Annotated in this window: 32 protein-coding genes; 30 read left to right on the top strand and 2 right to left on the bottom strand. The window is 48.7% G+C overall.

The annotated features are described in order from the left end of the window. The first annotated feature begins 178 nt into the window (after positions 1-178). From I8J31_RS05760 to I8J31_RS05735, 6 genes are all read left to right on the top strand, one after another. The gene (locus I8J31_RS05760; RefSeq protein ID WP_199467320.1) at positions 179-463 is read left to right on the top strand and encodes a helix-turn-helix domain-containing protein; all 285 of its coding nucleotides are present in this window, start codon (positions 179-181) and stop codon (positions 461-463) included. Positions 464-705: 242 nt separating this feature from the next. Then, a complete protein-coding gene (locus tag I8J31_RS05755) occupies positions 706-2,865 on the top strand; it encodes a Mu transposase C-terminal domain-containing protein (RefSeq protein ID WP_199467319.1) in 2,160 nt (719 codons plus the stop codon). Continuing rightward, positions 2,862-3,578: an AAA family ATPase gene (locus tag I8J31_RS05750; RefSeq protein ID WP_199467318.1), complete on the top strand. Its 717-nt coding sequence runs from the start codon at positions 2,862-2,864 to the stop codon at positions 3,576-3,578. The genes I8J31_RS05755 and I8J31_RS05750 overlap by 4 nt, the downstream gene beginning before the upstream one ends. Further along, the gene (locus I8J31_RS05745; protein WP_199467317.1) at positions 3,575-4,000 is read left to right on the top strand and encodes a hypothetical protein; all 426 of its coding nucleotides are present in this window, start codon (positions 3,575-3,577) and stop codon (positions 3,998-4,000) included. Before I8J31_RS05750 ends, I8J31_RS05745 begins: the two co-directional genes overlap by 4 nt. Then, positions 3,990-4,346 carry a hypothetical protein gene (locus tag I8J31_RS05740; RefSeq protein ID WP_199467316.1) on the top strand — a complete coding sequence of 119 codons (357 nt, stop codon included), beginning with the start codon at positions 3,990-3,992 and terminating at the stop codon, positions 4,344-4,346. The genes I8J31_RS05745 and I8J31_RS05740 overlap by 11 nt, the downstream gene beginning before the upstream one ends. Further along, entirely contained in the window at positions 4,336-4,998 is a 663-nt protein-coding gene (locus tag I8J31_RS05735; protein ID WP_199467315.1) for a DUF3164 family protein, read from the top strand. Before I8J31_RS05740 ends, I8J31_RS05735 begins: the two co-directional genes overlap by 11 nt. Positions 4,999-5,145: 147 nt before the next feature. Here I8J31_RS05735 and I8J31_RS21190 read toward each other — a convergent pair whose 3' ends face one another. Next, positions 5,146-5,352: a DUF2158 domain-containing protein gene (locus tag I8J31_RS21190; RefSeq protein ID WP_199467314.1), complete on the bottom strand. Its 207-nt coding sequence runs from the start codon at positions 5,350-5,352 to the stop codon at positions 5,146-5,148. 128 nt (positions 5,353-5,480) lie between these two features. Here I8J31_RS21190 and I8J31_RS05725 point away from each other — a divergent pair, with 128 nt between their 5' ends. From I8J31_RS05725 to I8J31_RS05700, 6 genes are all read left to right on the top strand, one after another. Then, entirely contained in the window at positions 5,481-5,924 is a 444-nt protein-coding gene (locus I8J31_RS05725; RefSeq protein ID WP_199467313.1) for a Mor transcription activator family protein, read from the top strand. A gap of 545 nt (positions 5,925-6,469) precedes the next feature. Beyond that, positions 6,470-6,964, top strand: a complete 495-nt coding sequence (locus I8J31_RS05720) for an N-acetylmuramoyl-L-alanine amidase (RefSeq protein ID WP_199467312.1) — start codon at positions 6,470-6,472, stop codon at positions 6,962-6,964. Continuing rightward, positions 6,951-7,451 (top strand): 3TM-type holin, encoded by a 501-nt coding sequence (locus I8J31_RS05715; RefSeq protein ID WP_199467311.1) that lies wholly within the window; start codon positions 6,951-6,953, stop codon positions 7,449-7,451. Before I8J31_RS05720 ends, I8J31_RS05715 begins: the two co-directional genes overlap by 14 nt. Positions 7,452-7,460: 9 nt before the next feature. Further along, the gene (locus I8J31_RS05710) at positions 7,461-7,658 is read left to right on the top strand and encodes a TraR/DksA C4-type zinc finger protein (RefSeq protein WP_199467310.1); all 198 of its coding nucleotides are present in this window, start codon (positions 7,461-7,463) and stop codon (positions 7,656-7,658) included. After that, the gene (locus I8J31_RS05705) at positions 7,658-7,963 is read left to right on the top strand and encodes a DUF2730 family protein (RefSeq protein WP_199467309.1); all 306 of its coding nucleotides are present in this window, start codon (positions 7,658-7,660) and stop codon (positions 7,961-7,963) included. Before I8J31_RS05710 ends, I8J31_RS05705 begins: the two co-directional genes overlap by 1 nt. 94 nt (positions 7,964-8,057) lie before the next feature. Continuing rightward, entirely contained in the window at positions 8,058-8,828 is a 771-nt protein-coding gene (locus tag I8J31_RS05700; RefSeq protein ID WP_233402618.1) for a lamin tail domain-containing protein, read from the top strand. Positions 8,829-8,867: 39 nt separating this feature from the next. Here the strand turns inward: I8J31_RS05700 and I8J31_RS05695 are convergent, their stop codons facing one another. Then, positions 8,868-9,446 carry a transglutaminase-like domain-containing protein gene (locus I8J31_RS05695; RefSeq protein ID WP_199467307.1) on the bottom strand — a complete coding sequence of 193 codons (579 nt, stop codon included), beginning with the start codon at positions 9,444-9,446 and terminating at the stop codon, positions 8,868-8,870. Positions 9,447-9,746: 300 nt separating this feature from the next. On the opposite strand from I8J31_RS05695, the gene I8J31_RS21185 reads away from it, so the two are divergent. The 18 genes from I8J31_RS21185 to I8J31_RS05605 all read left to right on the top strand — a co-directional run bounded on the left by I8J31_RS21185 (position 9,747) and on the right by I8J31_RS05605 (position 24,677). Then, positions 9,747-10,064 carry a type II toxin-antitoxin system HicA family toxin gene (locus I8J31_RS21185; protein ID WP_369122883.1) on the top strand — a complete coding sequence of 106 codons (318 nt, stop codon included), beginning with the start codon at positions 9,747-9,749 and terminating at the stop codon, positions 10,062-10,064. Between the two features lies 1 nt (position 10,065). After that, complete coding sequence (locus tag I8J31_RS05685) at positions 10,066-10,542, top strand: type II toxin-antitoxin system HicB family antitoxin (RefSeq protein ID WP_199467305.1); 477 nt, start codon at positions 10,066-10,068, stop codon at positions 10,540-10,542. A 6-nt stretch (positions 10,543-10,548) separates the two neighbouring features. Then, the gene (locus tag I8J31_RS05680; RefSeq protein ID WP_199467304.1) at positions 10,549-10,950 is read left to right on the top strand and encodes a hypothetical protein; all 402 of its coding nucleotides are present in this window, start codon (positions 10,549-10,551) and stop codon (positions 10,948-10,950) included. A 550-nt stretch (positions 10,951-11,500) separates the two neighbouring features. Further along, on the top strand, positions 11,501-12,013 hold the full coding sequence (locus tag I8J31_RS05675) for a phage protein Gp37 (RefSeq protein ID WP_199467303.1): 513 nt from the start codon (positions 11,501-11,503) through the stop codon (positions 12,011-12,013). 62 nt (positions 12,014-12,075) lie between these two features. Further along, on the top strand, positions 12,076-12,258 hold the full coding sequence (locus I8J31_RS05670) for a DUF2635 domain-containing protein (protein ID WP_199467302.1): 183 nt from the start codon (positions 12,076-12,078) through the stop codon (positions 12,256-12,258). A 2-nt stretch (positions 12,259-12,260) separates the two neighbouring features. Then, positions 12,261-13,718, top strand: a complete 1,458-nt coding sequence (locus tag I8J31_RS05665; protein ID WP_199467301.1) for a phage tail sheath subtilisin-like domain-containing protein — start codon at positions 12,261-12,263, stop codon at positions 13,716-13,718. A gap of 57 nt (positions 13,719-13,775) precedes the next feature. Then, on the top strand, positions 13,776-14,132 hold the full coding sequence (locus tag I8J31_RS05660; RefSeq protein ID WP_199467300.1) for a phage tail tube protein: 357 nt from the start codon (positions 13,776-13,778) through the stop codon (positions 14,130-14,132). A 68-nt stretch (positions 14,133-14,200) separates the two neighbouring features. Then, the gene (locus I8J31_RS05655; RefSeq protein ID WP_199467299.1) at positions 14,201-14,575 is read left to right on the top strand and encodes a phage tail assembly protein; all 375 of its coding nucleotides are present in this window, start codon (positions 14,201-14,203) and stop codon (positions 14,573-14,575) included. Between the two features lie 117 nt (positions 14,576-14,692). Further along, the gene (locus I8J31_RS05650) at positions 14,693-16,228 is read left to right on the top strand and encodes a hypothetical protein (RefSeq protein WP_199467298.1); all 1,536 of its coding nucleotides are present in this window, start codon (positions 14,693-14,695) and stop codon (positions 16,226-16,228) included. Then, a complete protein-coding gene (locus I8J31_RS05645) occupies positions 16,225-18,114 on the top strand; it encodes a DNA circularization N-terminal domain-containing protein (RefSeq protein ID WP_199467297.1) in 1,890 nt (629 codons plus the stop codon). Before I8J31_RS05650 ends, I8J31_RS05645 begins: the two co-directional genes overlap by 4 nt. Then, positions 18,111-19,181, top strand: a complete 1,071-nt coding sequence (locus I8J31_RS05640) for a phage baseplate assembly protein (protein ID WP_199467296.1) — start codon at positions 18,111-18,113, stop codon at positions 19,179-19,181. The genes I8J31_RS05645 and I8J31_RS05640 overlap by 4 nt, the downstream gene beginning before the upstream one ends. 44 nt (positions 19,182-19,225) lie before the next feature. Continuing rightward, positions 19,226-19,843: a phage baseplate assembly protein V gene (locus I8J31_RS05635; protein ID WP_199467295.1), complete on the top strand. Its 618-nt coding sequence runs from the start codon at positions 19,226-19,228 to the stop codon at positions 19,841-19,843. Beyond that, positions 19,840-20,310: a phage GP46 family protein gene (locus I8J31_RS05630; protein WP_199467294.1), complete on the top strand. Its 471-nt coding sequence runs from the start codon at positions 19,840-19,842 to the stop codon at positions 20,308-20,310. The genes I8J31_RS05635 and I8J31_RS05630 overlap by 4 nt, the downstream gene beginning before the upstream one ends. Before the next feature lies 1 nt (position 20,311). Further along, positions 20,312-21,367, top strand: a complete 1,056-nt coding sequence (locus I8J31_RS05625) for a baseplate J/gp47 family protein (protein ID WP_199467293.1) — start codon at positions 20,312-20,314, stop codon at positions 21,365-21,367. Further along, entirely contained in the window at positions 21,352-21,987 is a 636-nt protein-coding gene (locus tag I8J31_RS05620; protein ID WP_199467292.1) for a YmfQ family protein, read from the top strand. The genes I8J31_RS05625 and I8J31_RS05620 overlap by 16 nt, the downstream gene beginning before the upstream one ends. Beyond that, entirely contained in the window at positions 21,971-23,050 is a 1,080-nt protein-coding gene (locus I8J31_RS05615; protein ID WP_199467291.1) for a hypothetical protein, read from the top strand. Before I8J31_RS05620 ends, I8J31_RS05615 begins: the two co-directional genes overlap by 17 nt. Positions 23,051-23,063: 13 nt before the next feature. Next, on the top strand, positions 23,064-24,074 hold the full coding sequence (locus tag I8J31_RS05610) for a hypothetical protein (protein WP_199467290.1): 1,011 nt from the start codon (positions 23,064-23,066) through the stop codon (positions 24,072-24,074). Further along, the gene (locus I8J31_RS05605) at positions 24,075-24,677 is read left to right on the top strand and encodes a hypothetical protein (protein WP_199467289.1); all 603 of its coding nucleotides are present in this window, start codon (positions 24,075-24,077) and stop codon (positions 24,675-24,677) included. Positions 24,678-24,914: the final 237 nt, after the last annotated feature.

Here is a 24,914-nt window from a genome sequence, read left to right as displayed (position 1 = left end):
GTATCTGATTTATATCTATTTACCAAAATAAACGCACGCTAATACGAATTATTTTGGGGTGCGACCGCACAAATGTGTTGATTGGTCGTATGTTTGTGCTATCTTATTAAAGGCAAATCATGAACAGAGCCACTAAATACGGACGCTCTATAAAACTGCATAGAAGGAAGCCAAAAAAATGAGCAAGCAAAGCACTCACTCAACAACACTATCTGACTGGCATCGCCAAGACATCATGGCCGCTATTCGAAAGAAGGGAACTACCCTTGCGGAACTGGGGCGTCAGCATGGCTATGAAAGTCCTGCGGCGCTCTATAATGTCTTTAATATGTCGTATCCAAAAGTGGAGCGAATCATCGCGGCATTTTTGGAGTCACATCCCAGTGAGATATGGCCATCCAGATACCAAAAGTCTGTGGTTGATTTTAAAACATCTATTAGCTTAACGCACCTAAAGAAGTAACTGTTTACTTAGTTTAGTCAGCCTATTGTTTAACAACAAGTCGGCGAATTACAAAATGAATACAACGAAATCAGTGATTCGCTTGAATGGAAAACAAGGTAAAGGAAACACCATGACGAAGATTTCAGTGTACCGACACTCGCGTTAGAGACAACACCAATTTCATAAAAATCAAATAGATAGGCGATTCTAAGGCATCGCCCTAGGAAACGTGCGCCCAAAATTTAGGGCCGGAGAGCCAAATGAAACAGTGGTTAACAGCAAAAGAGATCAGCGAGCAGCGTTTGCCCGGTTTGCCAGAGAGCAAGAGTGGTGTGCTGCGCCACGCCAAATTACATCATTGGGAATGTCAGGCGACCTCATCTAATGGTGGTGTGAGCTATGAATTCCATATTTCGAATTTATCCAAGCAAGCTCGCGAGGTGTTGCAAGAACAGCATCGCCTTGCGGTATTGAAAAAAATGACCCTACGAGCCACCAGTTTGCAGGGCAATAACCTATTAACTTTGCCTGCGAGTAAGGCAAAAACCACCCAGCGTCAGCGAGATACGGCGAGCAGCCGTGCCATGGTGTTGCGGGCGATTCAAGCCATGGTAGAGGAAGGCATTAGCCAAGAAAGCGCCATCGCGACTATTTTGACGCAAGCCCAGTTGGGCAGCTTGGCGCAAACGAATCCTGTATTAGAAAAAGCCTTGATGGCGTCTGTGGACCCTCGTGGTCATGGTCAACGTCAGATCGCACATTCGTGTGATGATGTCGCTGCGCGCCATTGTTATCCCAGCAAGCGCAGTATTATGCGCTGGTTTTCTGAGCTGAAGCAGCAGGGTGATTTGATCCCCAAGCAACGGGAAAAAGCGCCATTACCAAAATGGCTGGCGGCTTTTCGTCAGTATTACAACGTGCCAGAAAAGCCGAGCTTAAATGGTGCCTATGAGTTATTCCGCGAAAATTGGTTCGGCGATGGGCCTTGTCCAAGCATTTATGCGGTGCGTCGTGCCATGGATAAGTTGGGTAAGGTGGAGCGTGAAAAAGGCCGCATGGGCAGTCACGATCTGGTCAATATTCGCCCCTTTACTCGCCGTCGTTTTGACCATTTATTGCCCTGCGATATTTACAGTGCCGATGGTCATACCTTCGATGGGGAAGTCTCTCATCCGTTACATGGTCGTCCATTTCGTCCTGAAATTACGACCTTTATTGATATTGCCACCCGTCGAGTGGTTGGGGTATCGGTGACGCTGGCTGAGTCTGGCATGGCGGTATTGGATGCCTTGATGGACGCCTGCAAATGTGGCGTACCGGCACTGATTTATGTGGATAACGGTTCCGGTTATGTGAACCACATGCTGAAGGACGAAGCGAAGGGCATTTTGGCGCGTCTTGGCTCGGAAATGACCCACTCGATTCCCTATAACTCGAAAGCCCGTGGCGTGATTGAACGTGTGCATCAAACCCTGTGGGTTGCCGGTGCGAAAACGCTGCCGAATTACGTGGGTAAGGACATGGATCGCCAAGCCCGTCTCGCCAATTTCAAAGCTTCTCGCCAAGGCGCGCAGAGCGATGGCCCGATCAGCACGCTCAGTTGGAGCGATTTTATGGCATGGGTGGATGGGCGGATCGAGTGGTACAACAAGCGTCCCCACAACAGCTTGCCGAAGATCGATGACCAAGGTACCAAGCGCCACCAGACGCCATTGGAAGTCTGGATGGATAAGGTTGCGACTGGTTGGGAACCCTTGGTTCTGAACAATGATGAGATTGCCCATGTGTTCCGCCCACGGGAAGAACGCACTGTGGTACGCGGCGAAGTCCGTCTATTTAACAACCGTTATTTCTCCCCTGAGTTGGAAGAGTTCCACGGCCTCAATGTGCATGTGGCCTACGACATTCATGATCCGAATCGAGTGTGGGTGTTTGACATGATCACGGGTGAGCTCATTGCTCATGCAGACTGGAACGCCAACGAAAGCAAATATTACCCCGATTCTGTACTCAACCAAGCCCGTGAGAAACGTGCTCAAGGGCGGCTCAATCGCGCCATGAAACGAGTCGATGAGATCGAAGCGGAGCGAAGAGGGAACGGGGTGTTTGATCGACCAGGTGCGATTGAGCAAAACCGCTCGGATCTGTTCGCTCAGCTTGATCAAGCGGTTTTTCAGCCGCAAGCCATAGCGCAAAAAACAGCGCTTCAGCCGCCAGTGAACCAGTACGAAAGCTTATCACCTGCGGGACGCTTTGCGCTGTATCAGGAATGCCAACACAATCAAGACGGGGCTTCCCAGCATCAAGTCTGGATGAAGACGTACCCACTGACCAAGGAATTTAAATACTTCCGCTCATTTGACGAGCAAAAACCGCTCAGCCAAGAAGACGGAACTCATGAAAAGGAGAAGTATTCATGATAGGTATCGCTCAAACTGCCAACCTCGCTTTATGCGACATGGCGATAGAACGCGCTCAATCTCGCACTGAGTCTTTGCCCGGCATGATTTGCCTGTATGGCCCCAGTGGCACAGGAAAATCTATTACGGCGAGCTTTGTTGCTCATCGGCGTCAGGCGTATTACGTGCAAGCGAAAAGCGTCTGGACGAAGAAGTTTTTTCTGCAAACCATACTACAAGAAATGGGCATCAACACGGTGAAAAGCTTGCCGGAAATGCTGGAGATGGCCGCCAAAGAATTGGCCCTATCGAATCGGCCTTTGATCATCGATGAAATGGATCATCTGGTGGATAAAGGTGCGGTAGAGCTGGTGCGAGATTTATACGAATCCAGCCAAGCGGTGATCTTGCTGATTGGCGAAGAACGACTGCCAGACAAGTTGAAAAAATACGAACGCTTTCATGGCCGTGTGCTCGATTGGGTGCCAGCACGACTGGTGGATTTGGATGATGCTCGCAAACTATCAAGTTTTTACGCGGCCAGTATTGAGGTGGCGGATGACTTGCTGGAAACACTTGTCGCTCAAGCCGCCGGTAGTATTCGCCGTCTGGTGGTGAATCTAGAACGTATTCAAGAAGTGGCCCTGTCCTGTGGCTGGACCATTGCGGATCAAACCAATTGGGCAAGTCGCCCGCTGTACACAGGTCAAGCACCAAAAAGGAGGTTGCTATGAATCATGAAGTAAATCGAGTGGAAGGAGATGTTAATCAAGAAGCAAGAGGACTGGCTATGAATCAGATCGATCTCACCCCATGGGGTAGTGAGCCCCCGCACTTTATTGTGTTGCTGGCTGACGCCGTGGCACAAAGCAGCCGTGCCACGGTAGCGCGACAAATTGGTGTCAGCCGTTCAGCGGTATCGACCCTGTTGTCGAATCGTTATCCGAGTAAAACCACCAATAAAATAGAGCGAAAAGTGGTGGAAGCCTTGGGGCGAGTTGATTGCCCGACCTTAGGGGATATCACCTCGGCGCGCTGCCATCGCGTGCGCATTCGCCCTTTTATGAGCACCAATAGCCAAACCATCGCCCAGTTCCGTGCCTGCGCCAACTGTCCGAACAACCCTAATCGTCGGAGCAACAGCTATGAGCAATAAAAGTATGAGCAGTCACCATGTGGGCAATAGAAATCTGGGTAATAGCCAAGGTAGCCAGCCGCTGGCAAAGCCAAGAGCTAGAATGAATCGGCAAAATGTCCATATGCTTAAAAGCCAACTGAGGGTGAGCCAAACCCTTAATATCTTGGTGCGTATGGGGCTGACGATTCTGGAGGTGCATCTGGGAGAAACGACACCCTTGATCATCATACAAGGTTCGGAGAAAGCTAAAAAACTTCACGCTCTGGTATTAAAAAGACGTTTACATAATGGCGTTCTCAGTAGCTATTACAGCACGCAATTAAACCAATGTAGCATCCAATGGGAGAGCAAGTATGTCCACTAATTTGACTCAGTCAAACGTTAGTCAGGGAAAGTCGTTGAACCAACTCACTATGCCGATGGGCTACCGAGAAAATGCCAGTGGTCATCTGGTGCCTGAAAGTGCCATTCGTGAGCAAGACTTGCTGCGCGATCAGGTGGTATCCGGGCTGGTACCAAAAGCATTAGAACTGCATAAAGAATTGCAGGCGTTCAAGCAGCTTGCTCTGCAAGACATAGAAGACCTGATCCAAATTGCTGGGGAACGCTACGGTGCCAAACTGGGCGGTAAAAAAGGCAATGTCAGCTTAACGACTTACGATGGCCGCTATAAAATTCAGCGTGCCTTTCGGGAGGTCTTGGCGTTTACCGAGGAAATAGAAGCAGCCAAGGCTTTGATTGATTCCTGCTTGTCCCGTTGGAGTGAAGGTGCTAGCGACAACATTCGTGCCGTGGTCAGACAGGCTTTTCGAGCCAATACCAAGGGGGAAATCAAAACCAGCAAGATTCTCGACCTGATGCGACTAAAAATCGAAGACGACGAATGGATTACCGCCATGGATGCCTTGCGGGATGCGCTTAAATCCATTGGTACCGCGGTGTATTTACGCATCTATGAGCGTATTGAAAATACCGATCAATATCGGCCTGTGTCATTGGATCTCGCCGCTTTGTAAACGGATAAAACGACTAAGCTCGTGACGTTTATCGAAATCTCTTACTAGGATGTGTAGAGGGCGAAACATGACAGGTACGTTGACAAAACCACCCATAGAGGTGGTTTTTCCGTTTCTGGCTCTGAGTATTCTGTGCTTAAAATTAAACTAGCTTACTTTTCGTAGCACGTCCGCAGAGAAATTGGCAGTTTGTAGATTGGTGGGTTTATCAGATGGATACCATTCGCAAGTGTATAGGTTTGATGTGCAGTTTGGGGTGGCTACTACGGTCATAGTGGGACCAGTGGATTTGAGTTCAATTGACCCTTCGATGTTGAGTTTAACTGAGTTACCGACAGCAAGCTTTTTAGACATAAGCATCACCTAGTTATGAATCACCTATTGATCATAGACCGAATGCTACAAAGTTACCGTAATGATAGGTAAATAAATGTGAGCGTTAGAATTTTTTACTAACGCGACCCCATGCTAGTTTTTCCTGCATGATGACTTTAGAGCCTTGGCAATCCTTATTACCCGACTCCGCGCAGCAGCTTATCCATGTGATTGGTTGGGCGGATACCGCACGCCTGATTAATGCTTTTGGTGGCACCACCTTACCCATGCCCTCTGGTGTGAACGCGATTGGTCGTGCGACCTTAGCTGTGTTAGCGCAGAAGATGGGCGATGAGGTAACGGAAAAACTCGCTCACTATTATGGTGGCGCGCCCTTGTATGTGCCACGTTGTGATGCGGCGTTACGCCGTGCCCGTGATAATGCCATTATCAGTGAATTCGAAACCCGCATTCGGGCGAACGAAACCGCTACCAAGGCGGTAAATGTGTTGGCGATTCAGCATAAGTTGACCGATAGGCGTATCTGGAAAATCCTCAAAACCACACCGCCGGATGATCCTACTCCGGATCTTTTTGCCGGTTTTTCTTAAGCACGATTACTGCGCTTGCCAATACTTCGTTAAAAATAGACTCAAAATGCTCATTTATAACCCATAAACGCGGCTTTGGCATCCTCGGCAATTGCTCCTGCATTGCCCTATTAACCACATCCGTGTGGTTATGCGTCGCCCTAACACTTACATCCATGTAAGTGTCCGCTTTTTCGTCTATTTTTGCCTCGTCTTTGCTTCGCTCGCTACATCGTCTCACTTCCTTAGTATTTATCGTAAGCGATAACTTTCTTTAATATTTTGTTGAAAGTAGAGCATCAGTTGAAATAGAGCGGCGTTTCGAAGAGGTAGGCGCTAGTTTCGATGAGAAGCGCCGCTCTGTTTAGACTATCCAATGATTCTCTTAACCTTCTTTTTTCCCGATTATAAAAAACCAACCTCGCAGAATAACGTCTTTATTTGACCTTCTATCACTGAATTCGCTCCGTCGGTGTCGGGTTCGATCTTCTTGTAACTTGTAGGAAAGCAAAAGTGGTGAGTCACGATCTGCCACGAATTTCCAGTGATGAGAAGGAGTCAATACGATGGGAGCCCGTCGAGACATTAACAGCATTAACAGTGTGGTGATTCATTGCGCCGCGACCCCCAATGGCCGCGCCTACAGTGCAGAGCAAATTGATCAATGGCACAAGGAGCGCAATTTTCAGCGTGATATGAGCATCTCACCGGGCTACAGCCCGTTGCAGCATATTGGCTATCACTTTGTGATCGAGCTGGACGGTACGCTGAAGCGCGGTAGACCACTGGAAGAAGTCGGCGCCCATGCCTATGGACATAATCAAGCCAGTATAGGTATTTGCATGGTAGGTACCGACCAGTTTGCCTTGGCGCAATGGCATACCTTGCTCAAGCTGATTCAAGGCTTAGAAGCCCATTTGGACATGATGCTGTCTTTGTATGGACATAATCAATTGAGTTCGAAAATTTGCCCAGGTTTTGATGTACCTGCATGGGTAAAACGTAAATTCCGTCCGTTAGATAAGCACCTTTTAGAGGAGGTATTCAATGGGCTGGTTTAGCAGTTTGTTTTCTTCCGGGGCTGGCACCTTGGTGTCGTCCATTGGCGAGGTGGCCGATCGTTTTATTGAATCCCCCGACGAAAAAAGCGCCTTCAAGCTGCAAGTACAGCAACTCGTCCAACAAAGGGACAGCGAGGTGGAACAAAGCCTGCGCAAAGAGCTGGAATCGAAAGAACGCATCTTGGTGGCGGAACTGAATCAAGGGGACAGTTACACCAAACGAGCACGGCCTACCGTGGTCTACGCCGGTTTGGTGTTTATTGGCATTAACTATGTGGTCTTCCCTCTGATTGGGCGCTTTGCACAGGCTTTTGGTGTGCAAGTAGACGCCACGCCATTGGCCGATTTCCCCGTGGATTTTTGGGCCGCCTGGGGAGGGATTTGCGCCACTTGGTCGATTGGCCGATCTCTAGAAAAACGTGGCAATCAAGCGCCACTGACACGACTGACGACAGGCTCTAAACCTGTATCGAAACTATTGGAGTAATAACGAATTATGGATCAACTAGATTTGGCGGCGGACTTTGAAGAGCGTTTTCGTGCCGAGGCCATTAAACAACATGTACACAGCTTTTCTGACGCCGAGGTTATTTACTGTGAAGATTGTGATGAAGAGATTCATCCTCGACGTCGTGCGGCTTTGCCCCATGTGACGCGCTGCATTGAATGCCAGCAGGATGAGGAGAGACGCTGATGGAAACCGATTGGGATCAATGGAAATTTTGGTTCGACGTGAGCCAATGGGGGGTGATGGTTGTCCTCTCAGTGTGGATATTTATTGACAAAGGTCGTGCCAAAAACAGCGACGCGATAGAGGACGTGGCGATGAATCAACAAACATTAGATAAGCGAGTATTGCGTTTGGAGAACAAAGCCGCGACCCACGAAGACATCGCCAAACTTACCGCCGAGGTGGAAGGGCTGAAAAGTACCTTAACCCGCCTTACCGTCACGACCGACCGAATACACGATTATTTGTTAAATAAAAAAGAAGGCTAGGGAATCGCTTTCCCCCCATTGGGTGAATCGCTCGCCGTTTTTTCATTAAGCTGGTTTTGTTACTCATTTTATTAAGGAGAATGTCTTGGCTATCATGACCCCCATTGAAGTATTAAACGTTATTCGTTATGAGGTGAGCGCTGCTCATAAAAATACTAATCAGGCTTCCCAGCCATCGCTAAATGCTTTTTGGCAGAAGCTCAATACGCTGCAAATCAACAGTCAAATTGTCATTAGCCATCTGCAATATGATGGCGTAGAACCCCTAGACGAATATGTTGAGCTCTGTAATAAAAGTGATCTGGTGGTGGACTTGTCTGGGTGGCAGCTCGAAGCGGGTTTACCAGACCAGTTGTTCGTTTTTCCTGAAGGCTATTTGATGCATCCTCAGCAGACAGTGCGAGTGTATACCGACAGTTCGAGTGAACTTAGTTTTCACAGTAAGAAGCCAATCTGGAACAACTCTGGTGACTGTGGCCTATTAAAAACGCCAGATGGCGAACTGGTATGCCAGTGGGCGTACCGCAATAACGCCCATGCTGATGTGTCTATTTCTCATATTCATGTGGATGGCAAAGAGCATAGATCTGAAGGCGATGAGTTTGTTGAATTGACCAATATGGGACTATCCCATCTGGATATTAGCCATTGGACACTGGTTGCTCAGCGTAACCATACCTCTTTTGAGTTTCCCTCTAAAACAGTCCTAGGGCCGCATCAGACGTTTCGGGTGTATACCAATAAAGCGGATTGCGGCGAAGGTCAGTACAGCATCAATAGCCGAGCGGCGATATGGAATAACCAAGGCGGGGCTTGTTTGTTGTGTGATGACACAGGGCGAGAAGTATCCACTTATAAGTATTAATCATAAAAAGGGGCATGTCGCCCCTTTAGCTATTCCTTTTTAACCCCATTCTATATCTGGTAAATTGCCGAGTATTTCTTGGTAAGTTGTCCATCCCGTTAGGGTTTCGGTAACCACTGATAAAGGTTCCGCTCCTATGTCCGCTAGATTGGCTTCACCTGTTGTGAGTATCGGAAAGGCCAGCTTTTCTAACGGTGGACAAAATTCCGCTGCTACACCAGGTTTATTTCCCCTCGCGTCGATTCGATACCAACCATGTTGCTTAAGATAAACCGCGTTGAGCCCGTGCAGACAAAATGGCGGCACATCGGTAATGGTTAAACGTTGATAGCATAAGCCAGCCGGAATATTATTCGCCCGCAACAAGGCCGCCAGCAAATGACTCTTGGCGTAGCAGTACCCCGTACTTTCTTTAAGCACATCCGAAGCTTTGCAAGTAATTGGGTTTTGTTTGTAGTCTAGGCTGTGATTAACCTGATCCCGCACAAACTCAAAACAGGCTTTGGCGATGTCAGCATCGTCAGACAAACCTTCCGCCAGTGACTTGGCCTTAGCCAGTACGTTTTCGTCTTTCCAATCAATGTATTCAGAAGAAGCGAGGTATTGTGTGGTTTCCATATTTGTCCTTTGCTTCTTATTAAAGTAGCTAGAATTAGTTCTTAATTTCAAATGAGAAGCGAGTAGCGTTTAGAATAGGTTTCCAGATTTAAAAAACAAGACTCGAGCCGTACAAAGCTATTTACGGACACTATAAATATTGATTGTATGCAATGACGAGGTGGAAGATATACATGGGTTGTTCAAGCTCTTATTTAGTACGGAGAGCATTTTTCTAGGTGGTCTTGATAATTAGGAATTTGCAAAGATGAATACAGTGTGCGAAAACAATAGAAAGTGATAGTTTGAATTGTATTATTAATGCAACTAAAATATAGTTGCATCTCGAAAAAGGAAGTAAGGCTTGCTATGGGGAAGCATCAAAAAATCAAATCTAAGATTTTTAAAATACCTACAAGCACTAACTTGACTTGGAAAGAAGCAAGCAGCTACCTAGAATCAATTGGGTTCACCAAGTTGGAAGGGGATGGTTCAAGGGTTAAGTATTTTCACGAACAGACTAAGACTCTAATATTACTTCATAAGCCGCATCCTGGTAATGAGTTGAAAGAGTATCTCGTGAAGCAGATTCGAGAACACTTGAAAAAGCATGATGCTAAGCTAAATGTAGGGGGCTAAGATGGCTAAAAAAGTATTAAATTATAACGGTTATATCGGTAGTGTTGATCTAAGTCTAGAAGATGAGGTAATGCACGGTAAAATTGAGTTTATTAATGACTTAGTGACATATGAAGGTCAAACAGTAAGTGAACTTAAAATGGCATTTGAATGCGCAGTTGATGATTATTTAGAGACTTGTATTCTGGTCGGAAAAGAGCCAGAGAAGAAAATGTCAGGTACTTTTAATATAAGAATAGGTGCTCAGCTACACAGAAACGCGGCAGAATCTGCACTAATCGAAGAAATATCTATTAACGATTTTGTTAAGAAAGCTATTGAAGAGAGAATTGGAGAAGGAGAAAAAAACCTTCATCTACATATTCATCCAGCTACTGAACAAAAAACGTTATTCATCAAGAAAGATGTTGACCATTGGGAACAAAAAGAAAGCCTCGAGTTCTCAACAAGTCAACCTACTTTAAGGCTAGTGAATTAAAAAGTTATGATTGAACGTATTAGGTATACAGGGGTAGAGCTCAAAAAGGCCAGCTTTGTAAAATTTGAGGTGGATTCTGAAGGTGGAACGATCGGTTTAGAAGCGACGCCTGACTTGATTGTGATAACTAGCTCAGAATTGGATGGAACTACATTTTTTTCCATCCCTGTAGAAGCAAAGATATGGGGGGAAGATAAGGGGACTGGTGATAAAGTTTTCCTTTGCGAAGCTCTTTTAGACGTTGATTTTGCTTGTACTAAAGATGATGCGAATGAAGAAATATTGAATGAATTAGTTGTATCAAAGGAATGGTATTTCAGAAACTATATTGCATTATCTGTTAAGACATCTTTAGAATCGATTTTATCTAATACTGCATATGACGGTATTGAAATTCCACTTGAGTGAGAGATATCAATACCGTTAAAAACCGCTCTTGAGGCGGTTTTTTATTGTTGTCATATCTAATATTTACATCCATGTTAATCACCTTGATTTAGCTATTGGCGAACGCATCCTGCGCTGCCATAAATTCTTATACCACAAACTTTCCTTTGAATTAATGACCTAATTTTCTCGCTTTTCTCTCGCCCTGTGTGCGTCTCTCTATGCTCAACCCTTTATGTTGTCCTGTGTTTTGCGCAAAAAGCGTTTCTAACGGGGGGCTAACGGGGTTTATGGGCACGTCTTAGTTCTGCTGCTGCCTTTTCTCTCATATTCATGACTGAACTGCCTTTCATCTTAGCGGCGTGACTGAACTGACGTTTGTCGCTTGGGTTTTGTGGATGCTTTTCTGCGTGGGCTTTTTCACTTTCTTTTCTAACGCTGAACCTCTTCGCGGTTCTTGCTCATCGGCTTGCCTTTAATCTTGCCACATCGAAATGCAACGCAATGCAGGACGTTATCGGGCTTCGCCGTTGTGGTGGGGCAAGATTCATCTATATGAGGGTTTTATTTGATGTTTGCTCAAGTAGACAGTGCGATGAAAGCCGCTATCCAAGCCGCCTTAGGCAGTCATGTTAATGAGGTAGCCACTCACCCCGGTCATTGGAGTGCGGATGTGGTGAATAGCATGTTGCTGAGCGCCCCTGCGGTGTACACCAGTTTTGACAAGGGCACCTTGCTCGATGAGAACAAGCTGAAAAGTCGCTGGCATTTGTATCTGGTGACCAAGTCTCCCGCTGAGGATGAGCAATCGTCGGCTTATGCCATGGTGACGACCTTGTTGTCGGCCTTGCATGGTTTGGATCTGGGGCAGGCGGATGAGCTGACTTTTAAGTCAGTAAAGAATCGTCCAGACCTCGCAGAAGACCAAACCGGCTATCAATGCCACGAGATCCAGTTTTGGCTGGAAATGCCTTGGCCTGATTTGGTTGAGGTCGGCACCTTGGATGACTTTTTAGGTTATCACGCAGAACAGCAAGGCGCGGATAGTGACGATGTGTTGGTCGCTGCGGATGTGACCTTGTAATCGACTTTTAGCTTAGCTTTTCACTCGGCTTTTTAGTTCAGAGAAGGAGAAACGGAGAAACCATGCAAGCACCATCAAGCACAGTAACTCAAGTGAAAGTGCGTCCCGCCTTAGGGCGACAAGTACGCAAAGAAAACGGCCAAATCATACCGACTGACGGTATTGACGTGGTGCTATCGAAATACTACCGCCGTCGCATTAGTGACGGAGACCTTATCGCCATTAATACACTAGGAGAGAAATAATTATGGCTATTTCCTTTGACAATATTCCCGCAACGCTACGCAACCCGGGTACCTATATCGAATTTAATAACGAACTAGCGGGCGCCTCGTCCACCATGTTCAAAGTGGCCGTTGCTGGTCAACGTCTAGCAAGCGGTTCTCAAGCGGCGGGCATTCCAGTTCGCGTTACTGACCCAAGCCAAGCGATGGCTTTGTTCGGTCAAGGCTCTATGTTGGCGGCACAATGTGAGGCCTTCTTGAATGCCAATACCGACACAGAAATGTGGGCGATTGCACTTGATGACGATACCAACGGCACCGCAGCGGTAGGCTCTATTACGGTTGCGACAGCACCGGTTAGCGCTGGCACCCTAGCCCTTTATGTTGGTGGCGTCCGCATCAGTGTTGGCATTAGTGCAGGTGACGATGTGGCCACAGTGGCAACTTCTATTGCGGCGCAAATTAATGCCGCATTGGATCTGCCCGTTACGGCAACCTCTTCTGCCGGTGTGGTGACGGTAACAGCCCGTCATAAAGGCGAAGTCCTTAACGGATTAGACCTTCGTGCCAGCTTCTACGATGAAGCCATGCCAGCCGGTTTAACCTTAACTTTTGCCGCTTTATCTGGCGGCGCGGGTAACCCAGATGTGGCCGTGGCGTTAGATGCGATGGGTGACGAATGGTTTAACTGGTTGGTTTGCCCTTACACAGATACCGCTAACCTAGTGCAAGTCGAAACTGAGCTGGGCGATCGTTTTGGTCCTATGCGTCAGATCGGCTGTCGTGCCTTTGTGGCTTTCTCTGGAACACATGGCGAAACCGGTACTTTCGGGTCAAACCGCAACAACCCACATGTGACTTGTATGAGCACGGGCACTAGCCCAACGCCGACTTACCTTGTCTCTGCGATCAACGCCGCTGTCGCTGCGAAATCCTTGGCGATTGACCCAGCGCGTCCGCTACAAACCTTGGTATTAAAAGGCATGTTGGCCCCAAGCCGTCATGAACGTTGGAGCAACAGCGAACGTAACTTGTTGTTATTTGATGGTATTTCTACTTTCACAGTGGGCAGCGATGGCACTTGCCGCATTGAGCGTCAAATCACCATGTATCAACAAAATTCCAGCGGTTTAAGCGATGCCAGCTACCTAGATATCTGTACGCCAGAAACCCTAGAACGCATTCGTTACGAGCAGCGTCTGATGATCTCGCAACAGTATCCACGTCATAAATTGGCCAGCGATGGTACGCAATACGGCGCAGGCCAAGCGATTGTGACACCACAAATCATTCGCGGTCAGCTGCTTTCCTTGTATCGCACTATGGAGCTGAAAGGCTGGGTAGAAGCTTACGACGGTTACGCAGAAAAATTGATCGTAGAGCGCGATATCGATGATGCGAACCGTGTTAACTGGCGTGATACCCCGAATCTGGTTAACCAGCTGCGTATTACGGCCGGCAAGCAACAATTCATTATTTAACCATTCATCATTTAATCAAGCGCTGAAACAGCGCTTAGCAAGAGTAGGAGCAATTACATGGCTAAGGTCGCAAAGAAACTGTATTTCGACATTCCTAATATCGGGCGCGTGAACTCGCTGTCTGGCGCTACGTTTAACCCCGGTGGTCAAAAGCGTGAAGCCATTATGGCCGACACTGGCGTGGCGGGTTACACCGAAGAGCCTGTGGCAGCATCTTGTGAATTCAAGATAGTGAACACCACAGACATTAACCAAGATCTACTGCGCAACTTGGTAGACGTGAACGTTACCGTACAGGACGACAACGGTAAGGTTTGGGTCATCAACGGCGCTTGGATGACGGAACCACCGGTGTTATCCGGCGGTGAATACAGCTGCAAAATGCAGGGCATTAGTGCTGACCTAGTTAACTAGGTCATCACGACACTGCCCTTTTAACAAGGGCAATAACCTAATCAACAATGCTTTAGAAGGAAACCACGATGCATCAAGTCACGTTACAAAAAGGCCTGACGGTCGGTGACAAACAACACTTAAACGCCGTTCTTCGTCCGTTGTCGGCGGGGGATATTATCGCCGCAATGGAAGAATCTGAACGCGTGATTATGGCACCGAACGCGGAGGGCAAATATGAACCGGCCCTGTTGCTATCCAACGCTTTAATGGGGGTGAACACCCTGCGTCGTCAAGTGGCGATGTTAGGCGACATTCAAGGCCCATTGGAAGTGGAGCAATTCAAATTGCTGTCTGACATCGACTTGGATCTGTTGCAAAAGGGCGTGACGGCGATGGACATGGCGACGGCTAAGGCGATTGTTGAGCGGGGGCGAGATGTCGCTACGGGCTCAGATGATTGAGCGAGCCTTGGTGCTTTTCTCAACTCAGCTTTCTTGGACTCGTAGCGATTTTCTTTCCATGACAGAGCGCCAGCTAGTGCGCCTGTCGACCAATTTGAAAAGTATAAGTAGGTAATTATGAGCGATCTAGAGGCATCACTTGCTATGAGCACTCGTGCTATGGACATTGCTGCCAATTTTTCACAGCGCACCCAGTCGTATGGCGATGCGTTGTCGAAAATGGGTCAACGCAGTCAACGGGTAATGGATGCCTTTAGTGACTCTGTGGGGCAGGCAACTCGTCTCATCGAGCGTTTGAGTGCACAGCAACCTATGACTCAAGCAGCGTCTTCAAAAGTCGGTGATACGCCAGCGAATGAGGGTGAGAGCAGCAAGAGTAGTATTTCCAGCGTCTTCCAACAGGTGGAAGACATGGCCACCGGCGTCATGACGACGGTGACAGAAGCCGGCGAGTTTGCCGACGCGGCTGCGCAAACTTGGCAGGCGGTCAAGAGCACAAAATCAAAGGGCTCCTTAGATTATTGGAGTGACCTGTATGCCAACGCGAAGACCCTGTTTAGCGAAGGCGCAGACGTATTAGAGGCCGTTGAATCCCTATCCGATGGGGTTTCAGGCAAGGCTTTGGATAAAGTTCAAGAGGATGCGTATTCATCGACCGTCTCCGCCTCTCCTTTGTCCAAAGACCTTCTAGTTTCAAGCGAATCCCAAGGGAAGATACCGGCTGCTATTGGCGAAAATAGCTCAAATGTGCAGGCGGCTCCTTTGTCCAAAGATCTTTTTATTTCTAACGAATCCCAAGGGAAGATACCTGCTGGTGGGGAAAATAACTCAGACGTTCAATCTGTCTTTGTGGTCAACATGCCAGAGTCTGGTTTTGTCGCTAACCATCAAAATACCAGCGCACAAACCAGTAACACCAGCGGGCAATCTTGGATGGATCAGCTAAAAAGTGCGGTCGACCTTGGTAAAGATATCGTCGACTTAGGCAAGGACCTTGGAGAATTTCGAGGTCGTATAACAGGTAAGTCGAAAGCTAAAGCTGAAGTGAATATGCCAAGAGTATTGCCTCGTATAGCGGAGCAAGTGGATGCGGACTTTGATCAACCTAAGACGCCGAGTAAGCAGATTACCTCATCAAGATGGGGCAAATTTGGCAAATTCAATAGTGTAGTGAATGCGGCGGTTGGCGTCGCTGAAATGGGCCGTGTTTGGTCCAGTGATGCCAGTACCCAAGACAAGGTGCAAGCCTCGGGCGGCGTCGTTGGCTCAGTCGCAGGCTCAGCCTTAGGCACATGGGGCGGTGCAGCGGCAGGAGCGGCGATTGGCTCTGTGGTGCCGGTTATCGGCACGGCCATTGGTGGTCTTGTCGGCGGCGTGATTGGCTCCATCGGCGGCGGTTTTGCCGGCGACATGGTCGGCAGCAATATGGTTGGCAACAACATGATCGATGGCTTCATGGGCCTGTTTTCAAGTAATGATGACAAGTCAGCAGCGGATGCCAAACAGCGCGCCTTACCGAGCGAAGAAAGCGTCAGGCAGGCTCTCGCTGAGTTGAAGATCAGTGTCGAGGACAAGCGCGTCAGCGTGTCTTCGATCAAAACGGACAAGCTGAATTTAGAAATCAGCGGTAGCTCTATGGGAGGTCTGCAATGACATGGCGTAATCGATTACAACAGGGCTCGTTCCGTGAAATCGCTTTTTTCACGGATCAAGCCAGCGGACAGGCAGGACGACGGGTTGCGGTGCATGAATACCCGCAGCAGGAAGCCTACTTTGCCGAAGACCTAGGTAAAAAAGCCGAAACAGAACGCCTAAAAATGTTTGTTTCTGGTGAGGACTATGACCTTACCCGTGATCGACTCATGAAAGCCTTGAATAAGCCGGGCGTCGGTAAGTTGGTGCACCCTTATTTGGGCTCCATGATGATTCAGGTAACGGATTATGACTGGACCATCAGTACACAACGGGGCGGCTATTGTGAGTTCAATGTGCAATACGTGCGTGCCGGTAAGCGCTCTTATCCACTGTCTAGTAACAACAGTGCAAGTATCTTGTCCGCTGCCATTGTTAAGGCAAAGGACACGGTTAGCAAGGATTTCGCTAAGACCTTTAGCGTCGATAACACCGCCTCTTTTGTGGAAGACGCGGCAAGACAACAGCTTAGCGAAGGGGTAGCCGTATTGCGTACCTTGAATGGTCAGATCACAGGCTACCTCAACCCCTTGTCTAATGTGGCGAATAAAATTGACGACTTTGTCGATGAACTGGACGACAAACTCGTGCAGCCGAAAGCCCTAGCAGACGCTTTGAATAGTGTGGTTGAAGAGGTGTTTGATGACATGGACGAGATGAAAACCGTGCTGTCTGGTTACCAACATACCCTAGACACCTTTGTGACGACCACTGTGATTGGCAGCATTAACGACGTCACCACCGCCCTTGTGACGGAAGTGAATACCGTGATTGGGGGCATTGACGAGACGGCGACCAAGCTGACCACTCAGATGAGCTCGGCCATTGATGTTGTCAGCACCACGCTGACAACACAGGTGGATGCACTGGTGGATGAAATAGAAGGGGCGACTGAAGCGCTGGCACAGGACATCAATAGCGCCGTTGAAGAGACAGTAACCTCCCTTAGTACGCAAGTGAACAGCGTGGTTGATGACATCACCACCACACTGAGTTCTGAAGTGACGCGGGTAACCGGCCAAATTGATGAGCTAGCCACCCTGCTAGAAGAGCAGGTGGACGAGGCGGATGAAGCGCTTAATGGGTTAACGACCTCCCTCACGGAAAACGTCAATGCCGCGAAGCAGACAGTGGATGCCATGGTGGTTTCCTTAGCGGCAGAGACTAAGGCGGTGATTAATGATGCCGTGCTGGCCCTAGAAACCGAAGTGAGCCGAGTGGTGGCCGAAGCGGGCGACGAAGCCGCTTCCCTTGCGACAGATGTGGAAGCTCTGATTGAGGAGATGGAAACCCGTCTCACGGATCAGGTTAAAACCGTGATTGTGGAGACGACGGAGTCGATTACCACTCAGGCAAACGCCGTGATGAACAAGGCTAACGCCATGGTGGCATCCATCAATGCCGAGCTGAAGAAGGAGATCAAAACCTTTAACCGTCAGCAGGAAGCCTTGAATAGCGCAGCGATGAATACCTTGTTTACTGCCACCTCAACCTTGGCGATGGCTAAGTCCATGGTGGAACAAAACGGCTTATTCACCACTTTGAGCGAAGCGAAAAAAGCTCGGGATCTGGTGTTGTCACACATCGACGAATTGATTGAAGTGGGCACGGATGAAGCCTACGAAGCCTGGGCCGATTTACAAACCGCCATTATGCGCCGACTCGACGAGCTAGAGCCTAACTTGGCTAAAGAAGCGAAGACGCAGATTGAGCAATCTATGCCGGCCTTGGTGATGGCTTACGACCTGTACGGTGACGCCCGCCGCGAACTGGAGTTCATTCGCCGTAACGGCATTGTGCATCCTTGCATTGTACCGGCTGGTGTCGACTTGGAGGTGTTGCAATGAGTGGCCTTGTGGATGCGTCTTTGGCAGATGAATTGATCGTTCATATCGGCGGCAAGGTGCATAGCTACTGGACGCAAGCGACGATTGCTCGTTCCATGGAGCGGGGTGCCCATTCCTTTGATTTGTCTTTAACGGACAGTTTTGAGATCGCCGACAGTGCCATGCAAAACGCCCTAGTACGCAGTGTGCAACCGGGCATGGACGTGGCGGTGCTGATTAACGATGAACAGATTGTGGCCGGTTATGTTGACGATGTGAATGTCTCCTACGATGGCAAAAGCCACAGTTTGAATATCACCGGACGTAGCAAAATAGCGGATCTTATTGACTGTTCCGGCGCAGGGCAACAATTCCAGCTAGGCCAAAGCTTAACCGACATAGCTAACACACTTTGTCAGCCCTTTGGTATTCAGGTCAGCGTGGCGGACAGCGCAACCAGCGCCGCCAATGAGCCTTTTAAAAGTGATCAAATGCTCGACCTGGGACAACCAATCTGGGAATTTCTCGAAGGCTTGGCGCGCCTAAAAGCCGTGCTCTTGGCATCCGATGCGGATGGCAATCTCGTCATCACTCGGGCGGGCGCCAAGATGGCCGACGTGGCGCTGGTATTGGGGGAAAACATCAAAACCGCCTCCAGTACCTTTAGCGATCGCAGCGTGTTTAGCGAATACAGCGTCTATGGTCAGCAGGCGAAAAACCCGTCGACCAATCAGGATGCTAAGGCCATCACCCAGAATAAAGGCAATGCCAGCGCCGAGGGTGTGCGTTATCGGCCTTTCGCCGTCAGTGCGGACATTCCGTCCGATACGGCGGCCTGTGAAACCCGAGCGAAATGGCAAAAAAACGTGTTTGAAAGCCGTGCCAAAAGCATGACCTACACAGTACAGGGCTGGCGTCAGAGGCCGAATGGCAAGTTATGGGAGCCCAACGCCTTAGTGTCTGTTGAAGACCCTTGGCTGGGGTGGGATGGGGAATTGCTTATTACCGAAACCCGCATCACCTTGGACGAAGGCGGTTCGAACACACAAATTCATCTGATGCCGAAAGGGGCGTTTGACCTCTTGTGATCAAACACTGGTTTTTAGCGGATTGAGAGAGGCTAAGGATAACTATGTTAAACACGTTAATACGCAAAATCCGCCGCTTGGCGGGTCGCGCCTTGATTCGTCGAGTGCGCTACGCCAACAAGGTGCGCTATTTCCAAATACAGCAAGAAGACGGAATGCCCCTCGATAACGTGGAGCATTTCGAACCCTTTGGTTTTACCTCGCATCCCTTGCCGAACGCGGAAACTGTGGTACTGGCCTTTAACGGTAACGGCTCCCACAGCATCGCCATTATGGCGGGTGATCAGCAATATCGCCTTGAAATCGAAGAAGGGGAAGCGGCGATCTATAACCATTTGGGGGACAAGGTACACATCAAAAAAGACAGCACCATCAGTGTGGAAGCGGCAACCAAAGTTGAGCTGGTCACCCCCCATACCCATATCACGGGCAAGCTTACCGTGGCAGAAACCATTGACGCCACCGGGCAGATTACCTCGGCTGACAACATTACTGCCGTAGGCATAGTGCAAGGGGCGAGCCTAGTAAACGCCGCTGGTTCGGCGAGCATGGGCGAAGGCGGCACCATGCAAGTGACCGATGTGGTTGCGGGGGGCATCAGCCTGACAGGCCATACCCACAGTAATGGTAACAATGGCGGCAATACAGGAGGTCCACAATGATCATTTCTTTAGGTTACAGCGATGCGCTGGGCGGTTTGGATATAGTCCCCGCCACGGGCGATTCGCTGACCTGGTTAAACAATGCCATTTCCATTTCGCTCTTTACCGATGCCCGTGCCAGTGATGACGACACCTTGCCTGACAGCCGTCAGGACAGGCGCGGCTACTGGGGCGATATGGATCTGGATGACAATCAAAGCTTGGGCAGCAAGCTATGGCTATTGAGCCGTAGCAAGATCACCCAAGACACCTTGAACGCCATGCACGACTACCTCACTGAGGCGGTGCAGTGGCTAATCGACGAAGGCCACCTGTTGGCGATTAAGGTCACAGTGGAACGGGACACCCAAGGAATACAGGGGGCTGGCGATCAGAATCGAGTTAACTTTCGCCTCGATTGTCAGCTTAATGATGGTGAGTGGGTGTCGGTTTTTAGAGCACACGAGATAACCAACGGAGACGAATAGAATGGCTTTTTCACGCCCAACACGAACAACAATTCAAGCACGAGTCGCCGCTGACCTAGAGCGACACAGTGGCCAAAAGGCCACTCGACGTGGCGATGTCTATTATCCCTTAGCGCAAGCGCTGGCGGGCGCTTCCCATGGTTTACATGGGCATTTGCAATACAACGCGGATCAACTGTTCGACGACAGTTGTGATGACCAAAACCTACTGCGCCGCGCCGCTGAGCTGGGCATTTATCAAACCCGCGCTTACCGTGCTTCCGGTAGCGCCACCATGACAGGTAACGATGGCGCTAAGGTGCTGGCGGAAACCCTGCTGCAAACCGATGACGAGGTGAAGTACCGCATTACCGAACAAGCCAGCATAGACGGTGGCACAGCGACGCTGAAGATTACTGCTGTGGAGGCGGGCAGTGCTGGCAACCTAAAAGCCGGCAGCAAGCTGCGCTTTATCAGCACGCAACTGGACATTGATGTGGAAGTGACGGTGGTCAGCTTAACCGGCGGCAGTGATATGGAAAGCATTGACCGAGTCCGCGCGCGACTTGCCGAACGCCGTAAAAACCCCAGTATGGGGGGCAACAAAGCGGACTATATCACCTGGACCCTAGCGGCCCACAGTGACATCACTCGCGCCTGGTGTTACCCGAACGAAGCGGGTTTGGGCACGGTCACCGTGCGCTTTGTGACAGAAGATCTTGACTCGCCGGTACCGAGTGCTACCCATATCGAAGCGGTAGAAAACTACGTGGACGAGAAGCGTCCAGTGAGTATGAAGCGTTTTTATGCCTTACCTATCTCACCGAAACCTCTGGATATTCAGTTTGTTTCGCTGACCCCCAACACGGCTGTAGTGCAGGCTGCGGTAAAGGCTGAGTTAAAAGACCTATTGCGTCGCCAAGCAGAGCCGGGTGGCACGCTTTATCTCAGCCAAATTCGTGAAGCCGTGTCACTGGCGACGGGGGAAAGCAATCATGTCATTAATCTGACTGAGGACGCGACCTGTCTAACGGGTGAGTTCTTTGTATTGGGAGACATTACATGGTCAGCCGATTAACGCAACAGATCAGTGAACAAGCCAGCCAATATCAGCAAACCCTATTGGCGCTTTTGCCACAGGGCAGCGCATGGCCACGTAATCCCGATTCGGAACTGGGCAAGCTCATGGCGGGCTTGGCTGAGGAACTGGCTCGTATCGACCAACGTGCCTTGGAGGTATTGAACGAGTCTCACCCAAGTCAAGCCTATGAAACCTTTGCCGAATGGGAAGAGGAATACGGCCTACCAGACCCATGCAGCGGTGCGAATCCGTCGTTTCAAGAGCGCCTTGCCGCCCTGTTACAGACGTACCGTATGCAGGGCAGCCAGAATCGAGAATTCTTTATCGAGATGGCGTCCATCATGGGCTATGAGATCACCATTACGGAATATCAAACTTCCATGTATGGGGAACGCTTTGGTGGCTTATACGGTGGGGAAGACTGGGCTTTTACTTGGCAAATTAACGCCGCCAGCATCAACTTTAAAACGCGACATTATGGTGACCCGTGGGGCGAAGCCTACCGTACTTGGAGCAATCAGCGCCTTGAGTGTGTGTTTAATCGCTTAAAACAAGCCCATACCCACCTTATTTTCAGCTATCAATCAGAGGAGGTAGTGAATGAACTATCCGGATAGAGACGACCTTTTTCTCGGCAAATTTACCGATGGCGACCCGCTTACCGATGTGGATTCCAGTGTCGCTTCATCGGCGGACATGAACGCGCTGTATGACGAGTTAATTTATTTGATTCAACAGGGCGGTTTAACGCCAGAGGTTGAATCTTACAATCAGATTGCACAGTCTGTTGAGAATCAAATTCGCGCCGCAAGCCCTTCTGTGCCGGTTACCTCCGGCTCAGCGGATGCCATCATCTTGACCACACCTGTGGGCAAACAGCCGGTGATTGAGTTGCAAAACTATGACCAAGTGCGCTTTGTGGTCGCCGCCAACAACACGGCAGACGTGACCATCGCCATAGACGGTTTGCCAGTGGTGAACCTGTCGTTAGCAGGCATCGCCGATCAACTGCTCAAAGGCGCGTTAGCGACTATTACCTATATTAACGGCCGCTTCCACCTAACCCAGCAGATCAACCCGCAAACCGGTAATGATGTTAAAGACATTGCCAAAGTCATCACCGACTCATTAGACAGGGTAGAAAACGGCGAAATCGCCTTTGATGGCGCGACACTAAAACGCGCCGATCATCCGGTGTTCTGGTCAAAAGTACAGACCAGCTCTAACCTGATCGACCAAGCCACAAAAGACGCCGAAGCAGAAACCTACGCAGGCTTCTACGGCACAGGCGATGGCAGCACCACCTTTACTATTCCAACCCTAGGCGGCGAATTTATCCGTGGCTATGACAACGGCCGTGGCGTGGATGCAGGAAGGGAGTTTGGTTCCCACCAAATGGGTTCTATTGTATATCAACCCGGTTATATAGGTGGTGTTACTACTCGTTCACCATCAAGTGGTTATTTCGATGGACATCGTATTTTTGGCGATACATATGATGATGGTTTTCAGCCTAATATCGCACAGGGTACTGACATTCAAGGGTATGGGATTAAGGCACCAAGTTATCCGCAGCCTTATGCAAATTATGATGGCGTAGCAACCAGTGGAAATACTTACAATGTTTATAAAGGAACTAGGCCTAGGAATATCGCCTATTTCTTCAAAACCCGAGTGTAACAGGAGCTAACTTATGAACTACCCAGAAAGACCAGACCTTCATCAAGGCAAGTTTAGCGACGGTGACCCGGTTGAAGGCATCGCCGCTAGCGTTATTTCTGCCGAGCAAATTAACGCCGTGTACGACGAAATGATTGCGGTGATTGAAGAAGGCGGTTTAACGCCAGATGCAGGCAAGCAAGATCAACTAATACGTGCCATGGATAGCCTGTATAGCAAGCGTAGCAACCTAGCAAAGCTACCGATTTCTCCAGAGGTAAAAACACCTGATAATCGATTAACTGTGATTGTGAATGATGAAGTATTAACTATCACAGCAGGTCAAGTGATGAGGCTGCATGGTCACTCGGATTATATCTCTTCGGATTACCCGAGCGAATTCAGCATTGATGCGACGAAAGACTACCATTTACGTTTTGATGTCGAGCATGGCTTTAGGCTGATGGACCTAGCGGATCTTGATTACAACCCTGATGGGTTGAATCATAAAGATCCTAGCTTCATTCATTTGTTTAACGACATTTTGCTCGGTGGTGTGATTCAAGGCGACTATATCGCTTCGGTTGTTACCCCAAACAAGAAGTACAGTTATCGCCCTGTTGGCACTGGCACTCTGTTATTGCCTGTTGGCTACACAGATAGCGCGATCAAAATCATCACTCAATTGTATCAGTCAATAGGAAATATATATTTTCCTGATAACTGGGGGCATCATTTGTATATGGTACGTTATGCATCTGGGGATATGGCCACTCAGGGAACTGCGTGGCATAAAAATGGGGGGATTATTACAAGTAATAACCATGTTCTGGAAAGCTCTGTTTCATCCATATCTGGCCTGATTTCAAATGGAGTTTTCCATTATCACCTACATCAATCCGAAGACGGTGCCGTGGATCAGGATAATGCTGAAGAGCTGTTTTCACAAGGCCGTAAAACGCTAACGTTAAGCGAGAAACAACAAGGAATTCCGTTGACGTTTACCGGTGTGGCGGACTGTTCTATTTATGTGGAGGTGGCGTAAATGTTGATTGAAAACCAAGTATGGATCGATGGTCAACTCCATTCGATTAAAGAAATAACTCATTTTTACATTGATGAATCTGGTAACAAACATGTCGATCAAGATGATTCAAGCTGGCAAGAACTTGAATGTCAGTATGAAGATGCATTGGTTTATAGTGAGTTGAATTGGCGTTTGAAAAATGAGCATGATGCCTTTTTAGAGCAACAAAAGAAGGCAGTAGAGAGCATTGAAGAATTGGCTTTTTCAATACGCCGTGAAACCATTGGTGTGGCGGATTATTATGAAACTGCAGGCTGGGCTGAGAAAGCAAGACGTGCAGAACGAGTTGTTTCGGATAATGAATCAGCCGAAGATTTAGCTATTCTGCAAGCTGAAGTGACTCTCAGAGACAAAAATGAAACGCCAAAACAACTAGCACAACGTCAGCTAGAAAAGGCAAGTTCCTTTGCCATGTCGACCTCTGTAATAGATGGTTGGGTATCTAGGTCAACGCGTCTCATTATGGCGCTGGAAACGGAGAGTGAAATTGCTCCATTGGTTGCTGAGCTAAAGCAAAGTATACAAGCTGAGTTAGCGGCTTTGACTGAGGAAATAGAGTAACCCTATCACTGAATCCCACCAGACAGTCTCTGACCTTATCGTTGGGTCACTATAGACAGGAAGAGAGTGGCACGTCGATTAACATCGGGGTGTCACTCTTTTATTCTTTTTATAGATAGAGGCTTTTACACGGCGTTACGAGCGAAGCAAAGACGAGGCAAAAACAGACGAAATAGCGCAGTTTATGGGTTATAAATGAGCATTTTGAGTCTGTTTTTAACAAAGTATTAGCAAGCG

This window comes from Marinomonas transparens (genome assembly GCF_016463975.1).
GTDB lineage: Bacteria > Pseudomonadota > Gammaproteobacteria > Pseudomonadales > Marinomonadaceae > Marinomonas > Marinomonas transparens.
Note: the sequence above shows the minus strand (reverse complement) of the source record. Positions and strands in the feature narration are given on the sequence as shown.

Coding starts and splice junctions, on each gene's coding strand:
- I8J31_RS05605 (WP_199467289.1), top strand. CDS start 24,075: ATGTTGATTGAAAACCAAGTATGGATCGATGGTCAACTCCATTCGATT.
- I8J31_RS05670 (WP_199467302.1), top strand. CDS start 12,076: ATGCAAGCACCATCAAGCACAGTAACTCAAGTGAAAGTGCGTCCCGCC.
- I8J31_RS05735 (WP_199467315.1), top strand. CDS start 4,336: ATGTCCACTAATTTGACTCAGTCAAACGTTAGTCAGGGAAAGTCGTTG.
- I8J31_RS05750 (WP_199467318.1), top strand. CDS start 2,862: ATGATAGGTATCGCTCAAACTGCCAACCTCGCTTTATGCGACATGGCG.
- I8J31_RS05660 (WP_199467300.1), top strand. CDS start 13,776: ATGGCTAAGGTCGCAAAGAAACTGTATTTCGACATTCCTAATATCGGG.
- I8J31_RS05725 (WP_199467313.1), top strand. CDS start 5,481: ATGATGACTTTAGAGCCTTGGCAATCCTTATTACCCGACTCCGCGCAG.
- I8J31_RS21190 (WP_199467314.1), bottom strand. CDS start 5,352: ATGTCTAAAAAGCTTGCTGTCGGTAACTCAGTTAAACTCAACATCGAA.
- I8J31_RS05615 (WP_199467291.1), top strand. CDS start 21,971: ATGAACTATCCGGATAGAGACGACCTTTTTCTCGGCAAATTTACCGAT.
- I8J31_RS21185 (WP_369122883.1), top strand. CDS start 9,747: ATGCAACTAAAATATAGTTGCATCTCGAAAAAGGAAGTAAGGCTTGCT.
- I8J31_RS05635 (WP_199467295.1), top strand. CDS start 19,226: ATGTTAAACACGTTAATACGCAAAATCCGCCGCTTGGCGGGTCGCGCC.
- I8J31_RS05755 (WP_199467319.1), top strand. CDS start 706: ATGAAACAGTGGTTAACAGCAAAAGAGATCAGCGAGCAGCGTTTGCCC.
- I8J31_RS05705 (WP_199467309.1), top strand. CDS start 7,658: ATGGAAACCGATTGGGATCAATGGAAATTTTGGTTCGACGTGAGCCAA.
- I8J31_RS05650 (WP_199467298.1), top strand. CDS start 14,693: ATGAGCGATCTAGAGGCATCACTTGCTATGAGCACTCGTGCTATGGAC.
- I8J31_RS05620 (WP_199467292.1), top strand. CDS start 21,352: ATGGTCAGCCGATTAACGCAACAGATCAGTGAACAAGCCAGCCAATAT.
- I8J31_RS05630 (WP_199467294.1), top strand. CDS start 19,840: ATGATCATTTCTTTAGGTTACAGCGATGCGCTGGGCGGTTTGGATATA.
- I8J31_RS05740 (WP_199467316.1), top strand. CDS start 3,990: ATGAGCAATAAAAGTATGAGCAGTCACCATGTGGGCAATAGAAATCTG.
- I8J31_RS05695 (WP_199467307.1), bottom strand. CDS start 9,446: ATGGAAACCACACAATACCTCGCTTCTTCTGAATACATTGATTGGAAA.
- I8J31_RS05720 (WP_199467312.1), top strand. CDS start 6,470: ATGGGAGCCCGTCGAGACATTAACAGCATTAACAGTGTGGTGATTCAT.
- I8J31_RS05610 (WP_199467290.1), top strand. CDS start 23,064: ATGAACTACCCAGAAAGACCAGACCTTCATCAAGGCAAGTTTAGCGAC.
- I8J31_RS05760 (WP_199467320.1), top strand. CDS start 179: ATGAGCAAGCAAAGCACTCACTCAACAACACTATCTGACTGGCATCGC.
- I8J31_RS05675 (WP_199467303.1), top strand. CDS start 11,501: ATGTTTGCTCAAGTAGACAGTGCGATGAAAGCCGCTATCCAAGCCGCC.
- I8J31_RS05700 (WP_233402618.1), top strand. CDS start 8,058: ATGACCCCCATTGAAGTATTAAACGTTATTCGTTATGAGGTGAGCGCT.
- I8J31_RS05745 (WP_199467317.1), top strand. CDS start 3,575: ATGAATCATGAAGTAAATCGAGTGGAAGGAGATGTTAATCAAGAAGCA.
- I8J31_RS05625 (WP_199467293.1), top strand. CDS start 20,312: ATGGCTTTTTCACGCCCAACACGAACAACAATTCAAGCACGAGTCGCC.
- I8J31_RS05645 (WP_199467297.1), top strand. CDS start 16,225: ATGACATGGCGTAATCGATTACAACAGGGCTCGTTCCGTGAAATCGCT.
- I8J31_RS05715 (WP_199467311.1), top strand. CDS start 6,951: ATGGGCTGGTTTAGCAGTTTGTTTTCTTCCGGGGCTGGCACCTTGGTG.
- I8J31_RS05655 (WP_199467299.1), top strand. CDS start 14,201: ATGCATCAAGTCACGTTACAAAAAGGCCTGACGGTCGGTGACAAACAA.
- I8J31_RS05710 (WP_199467310.1), top strand. CDS start 7,461: ATGGATCAACTAGATTTGGCGGCGGACTTTGAAGAGCGTTTTCGTGCC.
- I8J31_RS05640 (WP_199467296.1), top strand. CDS start 18,111: ATGAGTGGCCTTGTGGATGCGTCTTTGGCAGATGAATTGATCGTTCAT.
- I8J31_RS05680 (WP_199467304.1), top strand. CDS start 10,549: ATGATTGAACGTATTAGGTATACAGGGGTAGAGCTCAAAAAGGCCAGC.
- I8J31_RS05665 (WP_199467301.1), top strand. CDS start 12,261: ATGGCTATTTCCTTTGACAATATTCCCGCAACGCTACGCAACCCGGGT.
- I8J31_RS05685 (WP_199467305.1), top strand. CDS start 10,066: ATGGCTAAAAAAGTATTAAATTATAACGGTTATATCGGTAGTGTTGAT.